Source organism: Clostridium sp. C8-1-8, assembly GCF_009928445.1.
In the GTDB taxonomy this organism is placed as follows: Bacteria; Bacillota; Clostridia; order Clostridiales; family Clostridiaceae; genus Clostridium_AR.
Genome location: NZ_JAABNO010000035.1, coordinates 34,755 through 53,868 on the forward strand (window position 1 = coordinate 34,755; position 19,114 = coordinate 53,868).

The window sequence follows — 19,114 nt, forward strand, 5'->3', positions numbered from 1 at the left end:
GCACAAGATAATTATATAGTTATCTGAAAATATCAATTAAAAGTTTTTATTTTACTGCTTTAATTAATGCAGCCTTGGTCCATCTCTTCTCTAATGTAATACTTTTAAAACCTGCATCAGAAAGTAAAGTGCGTTCAGTGTCTAGTGCAAGTGGAACATCAATATGAATAGTGCCAAAAGGAACTTGTTGCTTTTCATAGAGCTCTTCAGCAAGTTTAAGCATGGTGATTTCAGTAGCTTTGTCACTACAAGCTGTGTCACCATTTATGAAATACCCATCTGTTTTTAATGAGTTGTATATCTTCTTATATAGCTTTGCCTTTTGTTCAAGCTTAAAATGATGCAAGGAATAAGTTGAAAGTACAAGATCAAAACTATTTTCTGCAAAGGGAACATCAAAGTATGAACCGCAGATTGTGTTTAGTGCCACAGTTGGATGTAGGTTCTTTTGCTTCAATTGTTCCAACATTCCAGGTGAAATATCGATGGCTGTAACTGTAGAATTATGTTTAATTCTTTCTATTTCCAAGCCAGTACCGCAGCCAAGAACTAAAATGTTTTTTGGCTTACCGCAACTAATAATCTGTTTCTCAATCTCATCATAAAATTCACTCATACCAAGGTCTTCGTAAAAATGTCTGTCATAATCAGAAGCACATTTATTGAAATGTACATCCATATCTTCAGCCTCAAACCCCATTGTTTTCCCTCCTTTAATATAAAAAAGTTATTTTGTAGTTGAAAAAATACAATTCCCTGAATTTACGTATTTAGCTGTGATATCAGCAACATAGGTTTATTTTTAGGAAATGTTTACTAAATTATACATCTTGTAGTGGGTGGGGTGCAAGTGTTTTTAACTGTTTCGTAAAATCCTATAAATTGAAAAAGTAACCTCAGTTTAATAAAATACTAAATCGAAAAATTAAGAAGCTAAGATAAAGGCTAGATGAAATTTATCCTAATAGCATTTTTTAAGCAATAATGTTATAGAAAGATACAATAGTTAAAAGAAATAAAAATATAGGAAATAACCTTTTAAATTATATTTAGGTTCCTTTAGGAATTATTTAAAATGTTATAAAAAATGTATATTATGGGGTTTACAAGTATATCATTAAATGATATATTATATTAAATGATATATCATTTAATGATATAGTGAAAAAGGAGAAGAGGTAGTTTATGCCGAGAAAAGATTCTATAGATATTGGTGAATTAACTGATTCTGCTTTCTATATTTTAGCCAGTGTAATCGAGGAAAAACACGGATATCTGATCATGAAGGCCATTGAAAAGTTTACTGATAATGAAGTAAATATTGGACCGGCTTCACTTTACACTACTTTGAAAAAGCTTCTATCAGCAGAGTTAGTGGAGTTAAGCTCAGAGGTGGAAGAAAATAAAAAGGTGTATAGGATAACGGAAAAGGGACGAGAGATGCTGAAAAATGAGATAAGAAGAAAAAAACAGATGATAAAGTTTGCTGAAAAATTTCTATCTTGTGAGTAAGGAGTTGGAGTTTATGAAAAACAAATATGTAATGAGCGGTGGTCTTGACTTTAGTGAAGAAGAGGATATGGAAAAGTTTAAGAAATACGCTAGTGAAGGGTGGATAATCGATGGCTTCGCTTTAGGATTTTTCTACAAATTTAAGAAAGCTGAACCCCAAGATCTTGTATATTGTCTAGATTATCAATCTGATGCAGATGAGGAGTATTTTTCCTTGTTTGAGGTAGCAGGTTGGAAGAAGGCTTGCTCAGCTGGGAACATGCATATATTTTCAGCTAAGCCTGGAACTAAACCTATCTATACAGACTACAACACAGAAACAGATAAGTATGAGAGTATGAGGATACGAACCAAGAAAGGATCCATCTTTTCCTTCATAGTAGGAATACTTTTAATTATTTTAATGATTTTTAGTGTGATAATTTCAAAATATTTATTTTGGCCACTATTTGTTCTTGTGATAATTGATTTGTTTGTATTTGTATTTAATTTTATGCCTTATGTTGCCTATAAATATAGAGTTAATAAAATAGAAAGTACTGGGAAGATGAAGTCAGGCACTATGAACAAAAGCTTAGGAATTATTAACACTGGGTTTGCTTTACTTTTTTTAGCATTTACAATAACAAATCTATTTTCTAAGAGAGCATTTGGAACAGTATTCTATTTTATTTTAAGTGCACTGTACTTTTATATTGGTCTAAGTAGTTTTAAAAAATATAAAAAATCTTTGAAATAGATAGTGTTAGCAAAAGCTTATTCTAAATAAGAGAAGTTTTGTTCATTAAAGAAATATAAAACATAAACACTAACAGCTTTATTTGTACAATATCTATTCTATATTGTTGAAAGAGAAACAATAATTTAATATAATAGTATTAATGTACCAATTAGCGGGAGGATAAGAGATGAACAAAGGCGAACAAGTCATGAATGAATTCAGGGGCTTATTTAACAAGATGGCTTCACTTAATAAAACTAAGATGGAAGATATTCTTAAGGACTATAAGTCTTCTGAAGTACATTGTATCGAATATATTGGAAGCAATGTTGATCCTAACGTGACCAAACTTGCTGAGTCCTTCTATATGACTAATGGTGCTATAAGCAAATTAACTAAAAAGCTCATAAATAAAGGTCTTATTGAAAGCTACCAAAAGGCAGATAATAAAAAAGAAATCTATTTTAGGCTTACAGATCAGGGGCAAAAGGTTTATGAAATCCATGAAGGGCTGCACCAAGAGTTCCAACAGCGTGATAAAATAATATTTGAAGATGTTACAGAGGAGCAGTTTGATGGTATGCTTAAATTTATAGAAAAGTATAGTAAGCATTTGGATGAAGAAATAAAGAAAAGCCATATAAATAATAAGCCAGAGTAAATTTGAATAATGAAAATGAAACCATAGGCAGCCAACTCATTTGGGAGGAGGCTGTTTTTTGTTGTTAAGTAAAGAATAGAATTTTTTGTGGGCTAAACCTGGTAATATCAATGAATTAGAGTAGCTGTTTAGAGTGAACAGTACAAAATTATGTCGCCTGCTAAAATTTCTTCACATAGGTTATGAAAAGGCATATGCGCAACAAAGGCTCACTGAAGAATAGCATTTCAGTGAGCCTTTGTATTCCTTAAAAGCTATGTATGATAAAAATTAGTGAAGTCTAGTGAAGGAAATAATATATTTGAATTTGATTTTTTTGTTGACAAGGAAACAAAAACATTATACGATGAATACAACAATTATGTTTCCTTGGAAACAAAAATACAACCTTAGATAGGAGAATTCAAATGTTTAAATCTAAATCACCCAATCAACAGAATGTAGAACAAACCGTAGACAGACACGCTTTGATATTTGGTCTTATATCAGTATTCCTCTGTGGAATAGGCTTTAGTATCATAGCACCAGTGGTTCCATTCTTAGTTAAGCCTTATACAAGTAGTGTTGGACAGCAGGCGATAACTGTTACAATGCTGACATCTGTATATGCAGTGTGCGTATTTTTTGCTGCTCCAGTACTGGGAGCTTTAAGTGATAAATATGGACGTCGACCATTGCTTTTAGTATGCCTTTTGGGTTCCGCAGCTGGATACTTAGTTTTTGGTATAGGCGGAGCTTTGTGGGTACTATTTGCTGGAAGAATAATAGAAGGTGTAACCGGTGGTAGCATAAGTACTATCTTCGCATATTTTGCAGACATAATTCCTGCAAAGGAAAGAACCAAGTACTTCGGCTGGATTAGTGCAGTTGTAGGTGTAGGAACGGTAATTGGTCCAACCCTAGGAGGTCTACTTGCTAAGTTTGGCTATTCAGTACCAATGTACTTTGGAGCAGCAGTAACCTTAGTCAATGTTGTTTATGGCTACTTTTTTATGCCTGAAAGCCTTGCTAAGAATAATAGACTTGAAGAAATAACCCTTACAAGACTAAATCCTTTTATACAACTTGCAAACATATTGTCAATGAAAAACTTAAATAGACTTCTTATATCAGCATTCTTACTTTGGATACCTAACGGATCTTTGCAAGCAGTTTTTTCACAATTCACTATGGACACTTTCAGCTGGAAGCCTGCACTAATCGGTCTTATGTTTTCCATTATGGGCTTTCAAGACATTATTTCACAAGGGCTTATAATGCCTAGGCTGTTAAGAAAACTTAGTGATGCACAAATAGCCATACTTGGAATGGTTTCGGAGATCATAGGTTACAGTCTTATTGCAGCATCAGCTTTATTCACCTTCTATCCATTCTTGATCCTTGGAATGTTCATATTTGGCTTTGGCGATTCAATCTTTGGCCCTTCATTCAATGGTATGCTATCTAAGTCTGTGGATTCCAGTGAACAAGGAAGGATTCAAGGAGGTAGTCAATCTATTCAGGCCTTAGCAAGAATGATTGGTCCTATCATCGGAGGCCAAATATATGCAGCACTTGGCCATGCCGCACCAGCTTTTATGGGAATTATTCTTATAGCAGTGGCAGCATCAGTTTTATATAATAGTTCATACTCTAAATAATTATTAGCCATAGGTTTAAAGAAGTACGGCTTTGACCTCAAAGCTATTTTTTAAATGTATATTTCTAAAGGAAGGGCTTTAAAATATGAACTATATTATGAAGATAGAAATTCATATAGAGCCAGCCTTTATAAATAGAATTTAGAAATATAATTAGATTATTACATTAAGTGGCTATGTTCTATAAGGCTTTATCATATCAATAGTGGAAATGCATCTTGGACAAGGCTTTAAGGGGGATAGTAGTAAATTTCAGTACTATATATGAATGTATTTAAAAAATGTGGGTGGGTATTTTTTAGTAGTGGCAACGGAGAAAACTATATTTAAAAATACTTCTTGAATATATAGGTTGCAATAAGATTATTTATGTAAGAATTTTATGATAACTTAAGTAATGTAATCAGTTAAGTTATGCAGTAAATTAAATAGAGCTTCTATAGAACTTATATAGTGGATATTATCATAATTTTAGACTAAAGATTAATGTATTTTAGGTATCCATAGCACTAGCAACATTTATTTAATACATACCAATAGGAAGTAAAACATATATGCATAGTTGAGGAAGGAATGCTTTCTAACTATACTTTGGATAAGCTGTTGAGCTCAAAAAGAATTTTCACTGTGGATGAATTTAGATATTTATATGAAACAACCTTTAAGGTGGATCATACTAATTTTCACTACTATATAGGAATGTATTTAAAAAATGTGGGTGGCATTTTTTAGTAGCGGTAACAGAGAAAAATACGTCTAGAGTTACTTCTTAATATACAAATTCAAATAATATTTATTTAAGCAAGAATACTGGGAGCAGTTAAGAGATGTAATCAGTTGGTGAGCAAAGTGAATTAAATACAATCTATATAGTAAATGTATATCAGGATTTTAAATTAATGAGGCATGTACTTTAAGGGGTAAAAGTAGTAACAACATTTATTTAACACATAACAATATAAAGTAAAATGTATATACAGAAGGCAGTCAGGAATTTTAAGTATATTTTCCTAGTAATAATTTATATATTCTTTAGAGAACTCAATCACAGCACGAATTAGGGTTTTTATATCTTGCAGTAAAGAGAAAGTTGAATTACTATATATTTAATGTATAAAATTGGAATTTAAGTTTGCATCAAAAAAGGGTTGGAAAATTAATTCATTGAATAAAAGCCGTGATTCTACATGTGAAGACCTGACGATATCGGAAACTAAAAAAGCAACTTATGTTTTCTAAGCCAAGCGGAAATTAGTCATGGAAAGAGTTTGATATAGATAATTATATTAATTAAAGTATGAGAGGTGTTTTTTATGGAACCATATGTTTCCCAACCTAGAGGAAGTATGTGTTGTGGGGCGTATTCAATTGCTTATTATTTATGGGAGAATAATAAGGACGAACATATAAATGATAGAACTTTTGTTGATAATATTTATGGAAAAATACAAATCGGTTTTAATACCATTGGTTTGCTGGAAGATTACTCTAATCCAGAAAAGATGGTTAGGGTATTAAGTGATAATTGGAATTCGCCTTCAGCTTTATGCGGATTACCAAATACTTTTCTTGAACCTCTTGCAAAGGGGCTTAACATATCTTGGTTACATATGGATGTTCTAGATAAGGTAAAGTCATGGGAAAATAAGTATGCAATTATTCTGTGTACCTATGAAAAGGATCAGTTAGATTTGCATTATATACTAATTAAATATGAAGAAGATACCTTAAAGATGCTAGACTCATTGGCGTTATATGGTAATGAATTTGATAATGTGATATGGGAAGACTTTAGTGTTGAAGCTAATAGAAAAATAACTTTAAATAGAGATACTCCATACATTTATACTGGAGCAGGAATTCTTATAGGCTGATTATAATTGAAAGAGATCTGAAAGCTACCTGTTGGCAAGGCTTAATAAACTAATTATAGAAATGTATCTAGGTTATCTATTTAATAATATATAGAAGATAAATATATCCATAGATAATGCTTAGTAAATCCTATTACTTTGGCTAATGAGATTATGGAAAGCATAAAACTTTAAATAAAATAATCCCAGTAAAGCGCCTTGTATTGTCTTACTAGGATGTTTTAATACCTTTTTTAGCTATTAAGTTAAGCAAACTTCTTTATTGATATAGAGTTTATTAGGCCAAGAAAAGCAACGGTGAAGCTTACTCCTACAGCAAAGAAAGTAAAATCACCTATTTTAAATAATGTAACCATAGAAATTATGCTACATACTATGCCGAACAATCCATAAACCTTCTGATTATGTTTTATGAAGCCTGGCTTGTCTTTTATTATATAAGTTTTGCCATTTAGTTTGTATTTGTCTGAGTTGACTAATTTTGAAGGTATAAAGAAAGCCATAATTATATTTACAAATCCCATTATTAAAATTATAAGAGCTAAGATATTAAGAATTGTTTCTCTATTCATATCGGTAGTCCACCTTTCTAGTGTCAGTTATTTCTTGTATTATAATTAATATTATACCTATTAAACCATTAATTTCAATAGAGCCTATACACAATAAATTTAATCTCAATAGAGTATGTATACAAAGATATTAATTTCAATATTATCTACTTAACTTTCCTGAGAGTAAAGGGTTTTAGATATTATATGTAAGTACTATTTAATTCATTGCGCTGTTTCAAAAAGAAGTGGATATTCAGTATGGCGTGAAGTTACTGTTATTGAATTGATTCAAGTAAGACATATTTTAACAATGGCTAATTACTGATATGTTGTAAAGTTAGGGTTGTTAAAAATCAACATTATATTAAAACATAAATAATTCATTTCATATCTCAAATTACTATAGCTTCATTAATTTAATACAGCTATTAGTAAAACTTATTACAATTTATATATTAAGAATTGTTACTGAACCTCATAGATATTTTCTACTATTTTAGCTATATGATTATTATAGTTAGACTTTATAGTTTCAAGGTCAGGTTTTCATATATTAGAATGACTGATTTTCACTTTTTTAGATTTTAGTATAGTCTTTGCTTTTATAATATGTTTTTACATGATTAGCAGAAAAAAGCCACTGAAGCATCAGTGACTTTTTTCTTGTTCTAAGCTGCTACTAGTTCCCAGAGCTGGCCGGCGCCGCTCCAGTAGCTCCACTGGCAAATATTTGCGCCAGGATCTTTGCTCATGTTATAAAGGTCCATGCAAGAGCTAAAATTTGAGCACTTTGTTAAAAAGACATATTTATTATCGGGAGTCTTTACGATTTTGAATTTTTGCATATTGCCACCCCAGTAGTTCCATTCGTCAATGTTTGTACCATCAGCAGCAGAGCCATTGTTGACATCTATACAGCTTTTATAGTTAGAAGCAGCGGTCAAGATAGAGTAGTAGCCGTCACTATCAGATACTAATTTGAATTTTTGTGAATCTAATTTTAAAAGGTTCCATTGTTGTACATTGGTTCCGTCTGCAGAGGCCCCATTAGTAATGTCTACATACAAGCCGCTTAAGGAGTTTTTGATATAGTAGGTGCCATCTAGCTTTGGAGTAGTTATGGTGGAGCTTGAAACCTTTGAACCCCAGATAGACTCGTCGTTGGAACCTATCAAAGAGAAGGTCATAGTGTTGTTATGAGCTGAGGACTCATCATATTGCTTGAAGAATACTCCTTTGTAAGTAACGCCTCCTATTACCATGGTGCAATAATATGAACCAGAGGTCTCTTTCCAGGTTCCAATATAATCTCCAGTAATAGTTCCGTCAGAATTTAAGGAAACCTTAGAGGTTTTAAGCATACCGGTGTAAGCAGTGGTTGCACTTAAGCCATGGTCTACAAATTCATAGGTACCAACAATATCACTGCTGGAGTAACCAGAAGAGGTTATTGTACTTCCTAGATATTCATATACTGCTGTTACTGGCCAGCCGTCTTCATTTAGAAATTGTTGATGAACTCTAATTTGATGCCCTTCAGTGCCGTTGTTAAATCTTGTATGATAAACCAGATATCTTTGACCAGAGTCATCAATTAGCGCAGAGTTATGACCACCAGACATATAACCCTTCGAACTAAGCTCGGTACTTGCAACAGAACTTAAAGATGAGAAATAGTAGTTACCAAAGAGCTTTATACCTTTAGTGGACTTGTCATCACTGGCACTTGTACATATAGCACCATTACCTCTTGCATCTACATAAGGCCCAGTAATATTTTTTGATCTGAATAGACGAATGTGGTATCCACTGAAGTTATCTGTCGCATCAAGTCCACAGTAAGATTCGTATAGATAGTAATAGCCTGAAGTCTTGTCATATACGATGTAGGAACCTTCACCAGAGGTTCCGTAGCCGCCAGAGACTTTTGTGCCAAAGTATTTGTCAGAGGCATTTGTAGTGGTTTGGTAAGTGTAAGAATAATCTCTTAAGCCAGTAGAATTATTTAATTTTAGCATAAAGATTCCGCCAAACCAGGAGCCGTAAGACATCCATAGATTTCCGTCTTTATCGTACAATACGCAAGGATCTATGGCATTAGGACCATAAGAAGAATTCCAAGCTCCATTGGACAAATATCTGCTATCTAAGGTAGTTGTGCCAGTAACGGTCTTGTAGTCGGTTTCACTAGCTTGAGAAGCATTAACAAAGCCAGAATATACTATTGTTCCAGCGTAAGTGTAGGGTCCTTCTATATTGTCAGCAGTTGCAAGAGCGATAGAGGAGTAGAACTTATCTCCATTAACACTCATGTACATACACCATTTTTTCATGGTTGGATTGTAGATAACATCAGGTGCCCAAAGGTTACCTGTAATGTCATAAGTGCTGCTTCCGTGAGAAGCCCACTTGCCTCCAACAGAAAATATTTTTGCATAGTCATTATTTATATTAGTTTGAAAGTAATTCCAGGAAGTTAGGTTTGATGATACTGCATCTGCTCTATGAGAGCCGAAAAGATAGTACTTACCATTGGCTTTTACAATGGATGGATCGTGAACTGAGACTCTTGAAGTGGATAGTACTGCAGCTGAAGCTGTGAATGTATTGTTAAATAGGTTAATTGGGAGTTGAACAAATTGAAGTACAAACATCAAGGATAGACCTAAAATAAATGACGTAATTTTCTTTACTTTACTTTTCATCATTATTCGATATAAAAATTATATCTTTCCCTCCTATTTATTTTTTTGAGAAGTTAAATTATAAAATGTTTCTTAAATTTTTAAGCCTATATAATCACCACCTTAAAAAATATAAATTAGTTTATCAATTTATTAAATAATATAAAAATAAATGAAATTCAATAAATTGTAAACTTTACGATAATTATAACTCATAAGATACAAAATTGTAAAGATATAGAATTATATTAACGATATTTTAAAAAGATGTTTATTATTTAGATAAAAGTTAATTATTTATTTTAATAAAAAATAAAGTAAAACTAGAATGAGGACTTGAATTAATATTTGGCTTTTATTAGATAAGCGTTAGAGATTTGATTTTAAAAGTGTGTTGCTAAAGCATCAGAGCATTGGACACTTTATTTAAACTGTATTATTAAATTAGGAACTCAATAAAGAGTCCCTATATGGAAACTTAATTTATTAAAAAATTACCCTTTTCATATGAATAAGAGTCACTATCCGTTATGACTAGTGAGTCATCCATTTATGCTTATTACTAAAGGTTTCAAAATCATACTTAGATACATATTCAAAATCACTAGCATTCTTTTTTTCATAAGCTTCGGGAGCAATGTATAAAAGCGATTCAAACTCTAAATCTCTTGGCATATTACTGGGGGTATTAAGAACTTCATAGTATAACTCTTTGCCGTTTGCAACAACTACGCACCGAGCATATAAAAATAGGTCTTCGGAGAAAGGTTCATCTTCATTTATATATGAATCTTCTCCTATATTCTTTGCATATTGAATCCCATCCAAATCGTAGAGAAGCTTTGATAGGATATCATAAAAGGCAAAAATGTCTTCATTGGGCTTTTTAGATAAGTAATTGATTGCTCTTTTTAGTACTTTTTCATCATCGCCAGAGTATCTCCAATCCAACATGGATATTATATTCCAAAATTCATTTTCATCCATAGGTTTATTGTTTATATTCTTTAACATAGAGGACTCCTTCCTTCTTAGTTAATATTGTGATACTAGTTTTTATCTATTGGAATACAATAAAAATCAGTTTGCAAATCTAAATTATTTCTATCTAAATAGTTATTTCTATCTACATAATTATTTGAAAGATATTAAATTCAACTTACAATATCAGTAGCACGAAGCTCTATTTCAGTACCTTCTGGAGCTTTTATTTTAAGGAGAGCTTCTCCTAAAACCTTATAAACTACCTCTCCATTTTTAAGCTTAAAATCGTTATAGCCAAGTGTCTTAATTCTTTCATATTCTGCTTCAACATCATCAACCATAAATGCCAGGTGGACTGGACCTGCATTTAAAGAACTCCATTTATTAAAGTTAGTGCCTTCCTTAGGAGTTTGAAGTTCAATCATAAAATCGTTAAGCTTTAACCAAGTATTAAAGGATCTCCCATGGAAGTTTGGAGTTTCGTTAACTATCTGAAAGCCTAAGATTGTTGTATAAAAATCTAGGGATTCCTTGTACTTTTCTGTTTGAATGCATATGTGATGTACCTTTTTAATACTCATAAGTTTTCTCCATTTCTTAATTTTTTAGTTATTTAGTATAAAAGTTTTATAGGGTTCACAGCTGGAAGCTTAAGTTATACTCGCCGTTAAAGTTTTGCAAAATCTATTGCAAGTAAAACTCATAACTTAAAGTTTGATCTTGTAACCCTATCATGGAAACTTAAGTTATAGCTATTCTACAATGGCTAGTTATGGGGATTATAGAATAAGTATAACTTAATAGTTGAGTTAAGAATTCTATAAAGATGCAATAACCCAACGTGAAATCTATTTTCAGAATGACTCTAGCTGCTAAGAGGGGCAGTTGAAAATATAAACTATATGAAGCCATACATCTATGGATAGTTATAGTCAATATATATTGTAAATTATTATTCATTCACATGGAATAGTTGTATTTAAAGATATAGCACTTAAATCTGAAACCTAATTTCAAAATTATTAAGATTATTAAAGATTTCTTACAAATTAATTAAAATCACCAAATAATTCCAAAAGTCGCATATAATACGAATATACTAAAAAGTGAAAAAAAGAGCTTTAACTGGAGGAATATTGATGAAGTATTCAATTATGGGATTTAAGCAGGATAAGCTTATGGAACTTGGGCTTGATATAAAGGATGCTGCAATACTGAGATATTTTGTAGATTTTATGGACTCCTTGAAGATGAGAAGTGAGATTATTGATAAGGAAATATATTATTGGGTGAAATATGAAGGCATTATTAACCAGTATCCTATTTTAAAGCTAAATAATGTGGACAGTGTATATAGAAGATTTAAGAAGCTTGTTCAGCTAAGCATCTTGAAGCATAAAACTGTGATTAACAATGGAAAATACTCTTATTATACCTTAGGGGAGGGATATGAGGAGTTACTTTACCAGTATAAGTGCAAAGACAATGATGAAATGAAAAAGAATTTTAATGGACTTAACCTGCCTGAATCTAATCAGCATGAGGGTGGTAATTGTGAGGAAAATAGTTCTCAAGGTAATGATTATAAAGGTGATTTTTATAAAGAAAATAATTATCAGAGTAATAATTATGAAGACAATCAGTGTGATGATTTGTATGTAGCTTCGGAGATAGACCAATATGAGGAATTGAGTAATCAGGAGGAATGGAATAGTTACGAAGAATGGGATAGCTATGAGGAGTATGAAAAGCTTAAGGCTTTTGGAGACTTTGAAAGCTTTGAGGAAGCTCAGTTAGTTAATGATATTGGAACCGAATCAGCATATAACTTTGGTAGAGCTGAAGAAGGATACATGCAAGATAATATTACTGAAGTTCAATATGAGAGGGAGCTTAAGCCTAAGAACTTAGCAGCTTGTGGTGTAACCTTTGAAAAGTTCAGTGAAATAGAGAAACGTAGCAGTTTGAGTGAGGCTCAGCTCATAGATGATTCTAAGCTAATGGAGATGCTTAAGCATAAAGAACTTTATGAATTGCCTGAGAAGACCGAGGACTTTGATTTCTTTAATGTGGCGGAGAATATAAGATCTTTAGGAATTGATGACAAAGATTATTGGACAGAGGATTTTCAAATGTATGATGAAGAGCTTAAGCTGGATGAAGAAGCCAGTGAGCCTAAGCTAATAGCGGATATTAGTGTTTTAGAAGATTTCGATTATGAGGAGAAAATCAAGCTGTTAAGAGAAAATTTTAAAGAACAAACACCTAAAGCGACAGGAGATTTAGAAAGCTTAATAGGAAAATATATGTCAAAGTTCAATATTGAGATAGAGAAAGCTAAAGGTGTGGAGGAGTTAGAAAAATTAGAAGATTCAAAGGAAACTAGAGAAGCGAGAGAAGAGAAGGAATCGAAACAATTGAAAGAATTGTCTTTTGCTGACGGATTATTATCCATAAGGCATCAGGAGGAAAATCCTACAGAAGACGGATGGAAAGTGGGAACAAATGATTCTTTTATTTATAATTCTTTTAATAAAACTAATAAAACTAATAAAGCTAATATAAGTAATATAAGTAATAAGCTTAATATAAATAATGAAACTAATATAAGTGATAAGAGTAATAAACTTAATATAAATGATAAAACCAATATAAGTGATCGGGTTAGTATAAGTTGTAGAAGTAATATATTTAATAAAACCAACGTGAGTAATGGTACAAGCTATAAGAATGATGATAATAGAAACTATAATAATAGCAATAACAAAAATAGAAATGATAATAGCAATAATGATAGCACCATTAGAAATAATAACAATGATAATTGCAATGATAAAAGAATTAATGGTAATAGAAATGAAAGTAATAACAAGATAAATAATAAAAAAATTAATCATGACAGGAATAAAAATAATAACAAAATTAGTAATAGAGATATAGATCAAAATAACATGAATCACAATAGCATTAGTATTTATACTAACTCTATGTTCAAGGAAAAGTATAAACATTTAAATAAAATAAATATAGATTACGTAAGCACTAATATGAGTAATTATCTAGTTGGAGGTTAATCACTTAAGTAACAGGTCTATTTACAAAGGTTTCTCCGTTATGAAAGAAGAACTTGATAATATAAATCTTGCAAGTAGGTGGGACAAGCTTTGTACAGAGTAGTTAATTAATACTAGACTTTTGGCTGTACGTGGCTTGTTGTAGGGAGAAGCTAGGATTTTAGGATATGCATAAATTAACTTTGGATATAGAATGCTTTACTTTGGGAGGGGAATTATGGAGATATTAAGATCACTACCAAGATCTGTACATGCAGAGCAGGCGGTACTTGGCTGGATACTTGAATATGGTAATATGGATGAATTAATAGGTGTTTTGGAGGATGCGGATTTTTACCAAGGAGCTCATCAATTTATATTTGCCAGTGTTTTAAACATGTACAAAAAGAATAAGAGTATTGATGTGATTACTGTAGCTGAGGAGCTAAAGGGAATGGATATGTTAACTAAAATTGGTGGAGTGTCTTATCTGATGGAGCTTAAGGAAGGTTACATGACTTCAAAGAATATCTTGGAGTATGCTGCAATTGTGAAGGATAAGTCTATTAAACGCAATTTTATAGTTGCTTCTAATAAAGTGTTGGAAGAGGCGTACAAGGATAAGGTTGATGCCAGTGAGTTGTTTGTAAAAGCGGAGAATTCCATATTTAACATAAACTATAGTAATGCTAAGAGCTTTGAAACTCTAGGAAGCTGTATTGAGGATTCTATGATAAATATTGAAGAAAACTATGGAAAGGGTGGAGGTTTAATAGGTATATCAACAGGCTTTAACAATCTGGATAAATATCTAAGTGGTTTTCAAAAAACAGATTTTATAATTTTAGCAGCTAGGCCTTCTATGGGTAAGACAGCTTTTGCCCTTAACCTAGCAAGTAATGTATCGGAGCATGCACAAGTGGCTATTTTTAGCTTAGAAATGAGCAAGGAGCAACTATCTCATAGAATGCTAGCCTCAGCTTCTCGGCTAGATTTGACTAGTGTAAGAACTGGAAGCCTAAAGGACAATGAGTGGGTAAAGCTTGTAAGTGCTACCTCTAGACTTTATAAAAAAGATATTCAGATAGATGATTCTGCAGCCTTAGATGTAAATGAGATAAAGTCAAAATGCAAAAAGTTAAAATTCTTAAGAGGGCTAGATGTGGTTATTATTGATTATATCCAGCTTGTAAGACTTAAGGAGAAAACCTACTCAAGGGAGCAGGAGGTGAGCAAGGTATCTGCAGCATTAAAGAATATGGCAAAGGAGCTTGATATAACGGTAATAGCTTTGTCTCAGCTTTCTAGAGCTCCAGAACAAAGAGCAGATCACAGACCACAGCTTGGAGACTTGAGAGATTCTGGATCTTTAGAGCAGGATGCAGATGTAATAATGTTTCTCTATAGAGAGGAATACTATAACAGAGGCTCTAACAAATCATCTAGTAAAGATTCAGAGGCAAAAAATATAGCTGAAGTAATAATAAGCAAGAACAGAAATGGACAAGTTGGCAGTACAAAATTTGTCTGGATGTGTTCGAGCCAGAAGTTTGGGGAGATTGCCGCAGATAGCAGAGTGGAACAGTACAAGAATTATTTGAACTGACAGGGACAGGGGGACGGAGCTTATGTCACAGGAATTTTGGCAGGGAGTTAAGGACTTGTAGAGGGAGCTTCTGTGCCAAGTTAATGAGGATAGGTTCGCTTAATTATAGAGATATAGCGACATGATTTCAGAGTGATTATTTAGGCTAAACTTACCACTAATAAGTTGAATTTTTGCTTATAGGAGTTAAGAACTCCTCGCATTCACCATAGAAACCCATAGATAAAAATGCCTATGGGTTTCCTATTCTTATTTGTGAGGAGGTTTAGAATGATAAAGGATTAACCGTACTATAAGCAAAAGAGTGTATTTACAAAATATGTTATAATATTATATAGGTTATATGACCCTTGGGAATATATAATAGAGTTAGCAAAAGCGAACAAATGTAGAGTTAATTATTCAAGTTAATTTAATGAAAAGGTTTAGGTGTAAAAATGGAATTAAATTATATAGGAAGTGGTAAGGTATACTTCAATGAACAAGAGTATAGATGTGATCTTTATATAAATGAAAATGAAGGTGGCATATTAATAAATATCAGTATAAAAGAAGCATTAGCCAGTTTTTGTGCTTTACCTATTAATATTGATTTCTTAGCAGGAGAGCTTAGCACAGGATTTAAGTTTTCACTAATGAATTCTGAAAGGCAAAGGATGAGTAATAATATATCGGAAGGGAGAAGTGTTTATACTTACAGTTGTAAATATTTGTTTAAAGGTGTAGGAGGAAAAGAGGATAAAAATCTAGAACTGATTAGAATAAATTTTAGAGTGACCAATATATTACCATGGGGAGGAATTTCTGCATATAAGATTAGCGATAATTTTGAATTGTCACATAATGATGATGTGAAAAAAGAAGTTTATAAAAATGATGAATTTGTTGTCGAATATTGGGTGGGTAATAGTATGTTACCAGTTATTCCTTCTGATATTTTAAAAGAAAAGATAGTTCTAAATCAAAATGGTAATATAGAGATTACATTTAAAAATGAAGAACCTATTTACAAGTTTGTAGAAATATTTAATAAGATAAAAAGATTAATTGAAATTTCTACATTAAGAAATATAAGTCCAAGCAAATTAACAGGACTTTCAAGTAAAGTTTATGATATTTATGATAAAGATAAAGTAGAAAGACCAATTGAAATTATTAGTTGTGATTTAAATAATGAGGAGAGCAAAGATGATTATGTAGAAATCAGGAAATGGATTAATCTTTCCGAATTAATTGATAACGATAGTTTTTCAAAGTATTTTTTTAAGTATGAACTTTTTGAACCCGTGATAGAATTATATTTAGAAATCATACACTCTAAAACAATTTCTAGTAGACGAGTCTTCTTAAATATAGTTCAAGCATTAGAAACATATCATTCTCGCTTTAAAACAAATAATTTAAATGAATTTAGAAAAAGAATAAAAACAGTAATTTTAAAGAATAGACCTAAAGAATGGGTTGAAAAGGATGTAACTTTCTTGATGGCAAATTCTTATAAGTTCATTACATTAGAAAGTAGACTGGCAGATTTATTATTAGCTGAATTTCAAATACATTTCGATACAGGAGATATTGAATATTATGATTTTCCTAATGTTATTGCTAATACTAGAAATTATTATATACATTATGATGAATCCATTAAAGAAAGAGGTGGAATTTTAACAGAAAGTGAACTATCTATATATAATAGAAGCTTACTTTACATATTAGAGTACTATATTCTTATAGAATTGGGTTTTTTTAATACATTAAAGATAAAAGAAAAATTAAATGAGAGGTGGGGGAGGATTTCTGAAACTCTTTCGATTATTAAATATGCAAATAAAAATGGAAATAATAAATAAATATGAAATGCTTAGTGCATCAGCACTAAGAAATACTTAGAATATTTATTTTGTTTTAGATGAATATGAACAAAGAAGGATGTTAATATTTTTGTTTGCTTTTAATTTAAACATCAAGACCAATAAATATTACTTTAGAGTTATACCATATGTATGTAGAATATATACAAAAGAATAAAATTTATAAACCTCACTTGCTACTGATACGGTGAAACGTATCAGTAGCAAGTGAGGTTTTTTATCATTAATCATTGATACTACTTGGTTGACGCTATTTTAACAAGTAAAAACAAGATATTATAAGTAAGCTAGTAAAATGATATTAATATATGATATTTATAAAAAATATTATAATATACAATTATAGGATAAATAGTGATTTAGAGGAAAAGTGTTTTGAATAAAAAGGTATGAATGAAGGAAAATAATATGAAGTATTATTTAAGAGGCGAAATTGCTAAAATCGCTGGTATTAATATGGAGACACTAAGATATTATGAAAAGAATAAGCTGATTCCGATTCCTAATAGAACTTCAAAGGGGTACAGGCTTTATTCAGAAGATATATTAACTATCATTAGGTTTATTAAGAGTGCTAAGAGTGCAGGCTTTAGCTTAGAACAGATAAGAAATTTATTTTCAGTTGTTAATGGTGCAAATATAGATTTAAATTATATAGAAGAATTAATTAATGAAAAACTTGTGGAAATTAGTAATAAGATTATAGAACTTAAAAGTGTAGAGGAAAATCTCAAGGATATCAAAGAGCATTTATATCAACCGCATGAATGTCCCTTAGCTAATGCATTTAATAATAATTCAGGAAAATAATAAAACTGCTTGACTCTGTACTTAAGTACAAGGATTATAATTAACTAAAATTATAATAAGAGGTGTTAAGTATGAGTTCGAAAATTTTTTATTTTTCTGGAACAGGAAATTCCTTAGCTGTTGCAAAAGAACCTAATTATAAATTCAGTGATAAAGGAAGTATAATTCCATTATCAATATTTACAAATGAAGAATCTGTAGAAATAGACACAGATGTATTAGGATTTGTACTTCCAGTTCATTTTATGAATATTCCAGATATAGTTAAGTCATTTATAAAAAAGTTAACATTTAAAACTGATCCATATATTTTTGCTGTTGCAACATGCAACGGAATTTCTGGTGCAAGCTTAGTTGAATTAAATAAATATTTAGATAGAAAGGGAAAAGCATTGTCTTCAGGCTTTGTTATTTACATGCCTGGCAATGCACTTGTAACTCCACACAATATCGAAATTGAAAGGCTAAACAATTATAAGGCAAAAGCTACTGAAATTTCTATTAATATTAATAATAGAAGTATAAATAATATTGAAGGTAAAGATAGCCTTAAGAGTCGTACAGTAAGTGCTATTTGTAAATCTATGGGAAAGTACTTATATTTAACCCCTAAAAATGTTTCATATACGTCCCAGTGTGTGGGGTGTGGAATATGTGAAAAAGTATGCCATTTAAATAATATAAAAATGGTAAATAAAAGATCACATTGGGGAAAGAATTGTTCAACTTGTTTAGCTTGTTTTCATTGGTGCCCTAATAAAGCAGTGAAGGGCGGAAAAATGTTGAATAAAAGAGCTCAATATCATCATCCGGAAGTATCTATAGAGGATATGGATTTGAAAAATAAAATTCTAAACAGTGATTTGTAAGAAATAAATAATAAATGAATTGAGTATAATTCAGGGGAACAGTATCCCTTAGGGACAAAAGCACCGTCCCCCTGTCCAAAATAGTATTTGCTTTAACATTTCAATATCACTATAAAGCCTGTATCCTGATTGTGATGTATCTGATGGCTTAAATAAACCTATTTCATCATAACAATGCAGGGAGCCAACGGTAATGCCTGTAAGGTTTGCTATTTCATTTAGGCTATGTTTAATAATATTGTTGAAATTAAGTGGTCATGAAGGAGATGCTATAT

Annotated in this window: 16 protein-coding genes; 10 read left to right on the forward strand and 6 right to left on the reverse strand. The window is 31.3% G+C overall.

From position 1 onward, the window contains the following. Positions 1-46: 46 nt before the first annotated feature. Entirely contained in the window at positions 47-700 is a 654-nt protein-coding gene (locus GXK57_RS23105) for a class I SAM-dependent methyltransferase (RefSeq protein ID WP_160680373.1), read from the reverse strand. A 485-nt stretch (positions 701-1,185) separates the two neighbouring features. On the opposite strand from GXK57_RS23105, the gene GXK57_RS23110 reads away from it, so the two are divergent. From GXK57_RS23110 to GXK57_RS23130, 5 genes are all read left to right on the forward strand, one after another. Then, complete coding sequence (locus GXK57_RS23110) at positions 1,186-1,512, forward strand: PadR family transcriptional regulator (RefSeq protein ID WP_160680374.1); 327 nt, start codon at positions 1,186-1,188, stop codon at positions 1,510-1,512. A 13-nt stretch (positions 1,513-1,525) separates the two neighbouring features. After that, the gene (locus tag GXK57_RS23115) at positions 1,526-2,251 is read left to right on the forward strand and encodes a DUF2812 domain-containing protein (protein ID WP_160680375.1); all 726 of its coding nucleotides are present in this window, start codon (positions 1,526-1,528) and stop codon (positions 2,249-2,251) included. A 169-nt stretch (positions 2,252-2,420) separates the two neighbouring features. Next, positions 2,421-2,894: a MarR family transcriptional regulator gene (locus GXK57_RS23120; RefSeq protein ID WP_160680376.1), complete on the forward strand. Its 474-nt coding sequence runs from the start codon at positions 2,421-2,423 to the stop codon at positions 2,892-2,894. Between the two features lie 407 nt (positions 2,895-3,301). After that, entirely contained in the window at positions 3,302-4,534 is a 1,233-nt protein-coding gene (locus GXK57_RS23125) for an MFS transporter (RefSeq protein ID WP_160680377.1), read from the forward strand. A gap of 1,313 nt (positions 4,535-5,847) precedes the next feature. Beyond that, a complete protein-coding gene (locus GXK57_RS23130; protein WP_160680378.1) occupies positions 5,848-6,408 on the forward strand; it encodes a hypothetical protein in 561 nt (186 codons plus the stop codon). Positions 6,409-6,653: 245 nt separating this feature from the next. Here the strand turns inward: GXK57_RS23130 and GXK57_RS23135 are convergent, their stop codons facing one another. From GXK57_RS23135 to GXK57_RS23150, 4 genes are all read right to left on the reverse strand, one after another. Beyond that, positions 6,654-6,980 (reverse strand): hypothetical protein, encoded by a 327-nt coding sequence (locus GXK57_RS23135; RefSeq protein WP_160680379.1) that lies wholly within the window; start codon positions 6,978-6,980, stop codon positions 6,654-6,656. A gap of 650 nt (positions 6,981-7,630) precedes the next feature. Further along, positions 7,631-9,616 carry an RICIN domain-containing protein gene (locus GXK57_RS23140; protein ID WP_243156495.1) on the reverse strand — a complete coding sequence of 662 codons (1,986 nt, stop codon included), beginning with the start codon at positions 9,614-9,616 and terminating at the stop codon, positions 7,631-7,633. Positions 9,617-10,180: 564 nt separating this feature from the next. After that, positions 10,181-10,660 (reverse strand): DUF4240 domain-containing protein, encoded by a 480-nt coding sequence (locus GXK57_RS23145; RefSeq protein ID WP_202127776.1) that lies wholly within the window; start codon positions 10,658-10,660, stop codon positions 10,181-10,183. A 140-nt stretch (positions 10,661-10,800) separates the two neighbouring features. Beyond that, on the reverse strand, positions 10,801-11,211 hold the full coding sequence (locus GXK57_RS23150) for a VOC family protein (protein WP_160680381.1): 411 nt from the start codon (positions 11,209-11,211) through the stop codon (positions 10,801-10,803). 558 nt (positions 11,212-11,769) lie between these two features. On the opposite strand from GXK57_RS23150, the gene GXK57_RS23155 reads away from it, so the two are divergent. The 5 genes from GXK57_RS23155 to GXK57_RS23175 all read left to right on the forward strand — a co-directional run bounded on the left by GXK57_RS23155 (position 11,770) and on the right by GXK57_RS23175 (position 18,839). Next, entirely contained in the window at positions 11,770-13,704 is a 1,935-nt protein-coding gene (locus GXK57_RS23155) for a hypothetical protein (protein ID WP_160680382.1), read from the forward strand. A 217-nt stretch (positions 13,705-13,921) separates the two neighbouring features. Continuing rightward, entirely contained in the window at positions 13,922-15,289 is a 1,368-nt protein-coding gene (dnaB, locus tag GXK57_RS23160) for a replicative DNA helicase (protein WP_160680383.1), read from the forward strand. Between the two features lie 437 nt (positions 15,290-15,726). Further along, on the forward strand, positions 15,727-17,139 hold the full coding sequence (locus tag GXK57_RS23165; RefSeq protein ID WP_160680384.1) for a HEPN domain-containing protein: 1,413 nt from the start codon (positions 15,727-15,729) through the stop codon (positions 17,137-17,139). A 429-nt stretch (positions 17,140-17,568) separates the two neighbouring features. Further along, entirely contained in the window at positions 17,569-17,970 is a 402-nt protein-coding gene (locus tag GXK57_RS23170) for a MerR family transcriptional regulator (RefSeq protein ID WP_160680385.1), read from the forward strand. 71 nt (positions 17,971-18,041) lie between these two features. After that, positions 18,042-18,839: an EFR1 family ferrodoxin gene (locus GXK57_RS23175; RefSeq protein WP_160680386.1), complete on the forward strand. Its 798-nt coding sequence runs from the start codon at positions 18,042-18,044 to the stop codon at positions 18,837-18,839. A gap of 48 nt (positions 18,840-18,887) precedes the next feature. On the opposite strand, the gene GXK57_RS23180 is transcribed toward GXK57_RS23175, so the two are convergent. Next, positions 18,888-19,076, reverse strand: coding sequence for a MerR family DNA-binding transcriptional regulator (locus GXK57_RS23180; protein WP_347709111.1), 189 nt, complete (start codon positions 19,074-19,076; stop codon positions 18,888-18,890). Positions 19,077-19,114: the final 38 nt, after the last annotated feature.

Excerpts from the sequence above, each read along its gene's own strand:
- GXK57_RS23165 (WP_160680384.1), top strand. The coding sequence starts at position 15,727 with ATGGAATTAAATTATATAGGAAGTGGTAAGGTATACTTCAATGAACAA.
- GXK57_RS23120 (WP_160680376.1), top strand. The coding sequence starts at position 2,421 with ATGAACAAAGGCGAACAAGTCATGAATGAATTCAGGGGCTTATTTAAC.
- GXK57_RS23105 (WP_160680373.1), bottom strand. The coding sequence starts at position 700 with ATGGGGTTTGAGGCTGAAGATATGGATGTACATTTCAATAAATGTGCT.
- GXK57_RS23135 (WP_160680379.1), bottom strand. The coding sequence starts at position 6,980 with ATGAATAGAGAAACAATTCTTAATATCTTAGCTCTTATAATTTTAATA.
- GXK57_RS23175 (WP_160680386.1), top strand. The coding sequence starts at position 18,042 with ATGAGTTCGAAAATTTTTTATTTTTCTGGAACAGGAAATTCCTTAGCT.
- GXK57_RS23155 (WP_160680382.1), top strand. The coding sequence starts at position 11,770 with ATGAAGTATTCAATTATGGGATTTAAGCAGGATAAGCTTATGGAACTT.
- GXK57_RS23125 (WP_160680377.1), top strand. The coding sequence starts at position 3,302 with ATGTTTAAATCTAAATCACCCAATCAACAGAATGTAGAACAAACCGTA.
- GXK57_RS23115 (WP_160680375.1), top strand. The coding sequence starts at position 1,526 with ATGAAAAACAAATATGTAATGAGCGGTGGTCTTGACTTTAGTGAAGAA.
- GXK57_RS23145 (WP_202127776.1), bottom strand. The coding sequence starts at position 10,660 with ATGTTAAAGAATATAAACAATAAACCTATGGATGAAAATGAATTTTGG.
- GXK57_RS23170 (WP_160680385.1), top strand. The coding sequence starts at position 17,569 with ATGAAGTATTATTTAAGAGGCGAAATTGCTAAAATCGCTGGTATTAAT.
- GXK57_RS23150 (WP_160680381.1), bottom strand. The coding sequence starts at position 11,211 with ATGAGTATTAAAAAGGTACATCACATATGCATTCAAACAGAAAAGTAC.
- GXK57_RS23140 (WP_243156495.1), bottom strand. The coding sequence starts at position 9,616 with ATGTTTGTACTTCAATTTGTTCAACTCCCAATTAACCTATTTAACAAT.
- GXK57_RS23130 (WP_160680378.1), top strand. The coding sequence starts at position 5,848 with ATGGAACCATATGTTTCCCAACCTAGAGGAAGTATGTGTTGTGGGGCG.
- GXK57_RS23110 (WP_160680374.1), top strand. The coding sequence starts at position 1,186 with ATGCCGAGAAAAGATTCTATAGATATTGGTGAATTAACTGATTCTGCT.
- dnaB (WP_160680383.1), top strand. The coding sequence starts at position 13,922 with ATGGAGATATTAAGATCACTACCAAGATCTGTACATGCAGAGCAGGCG.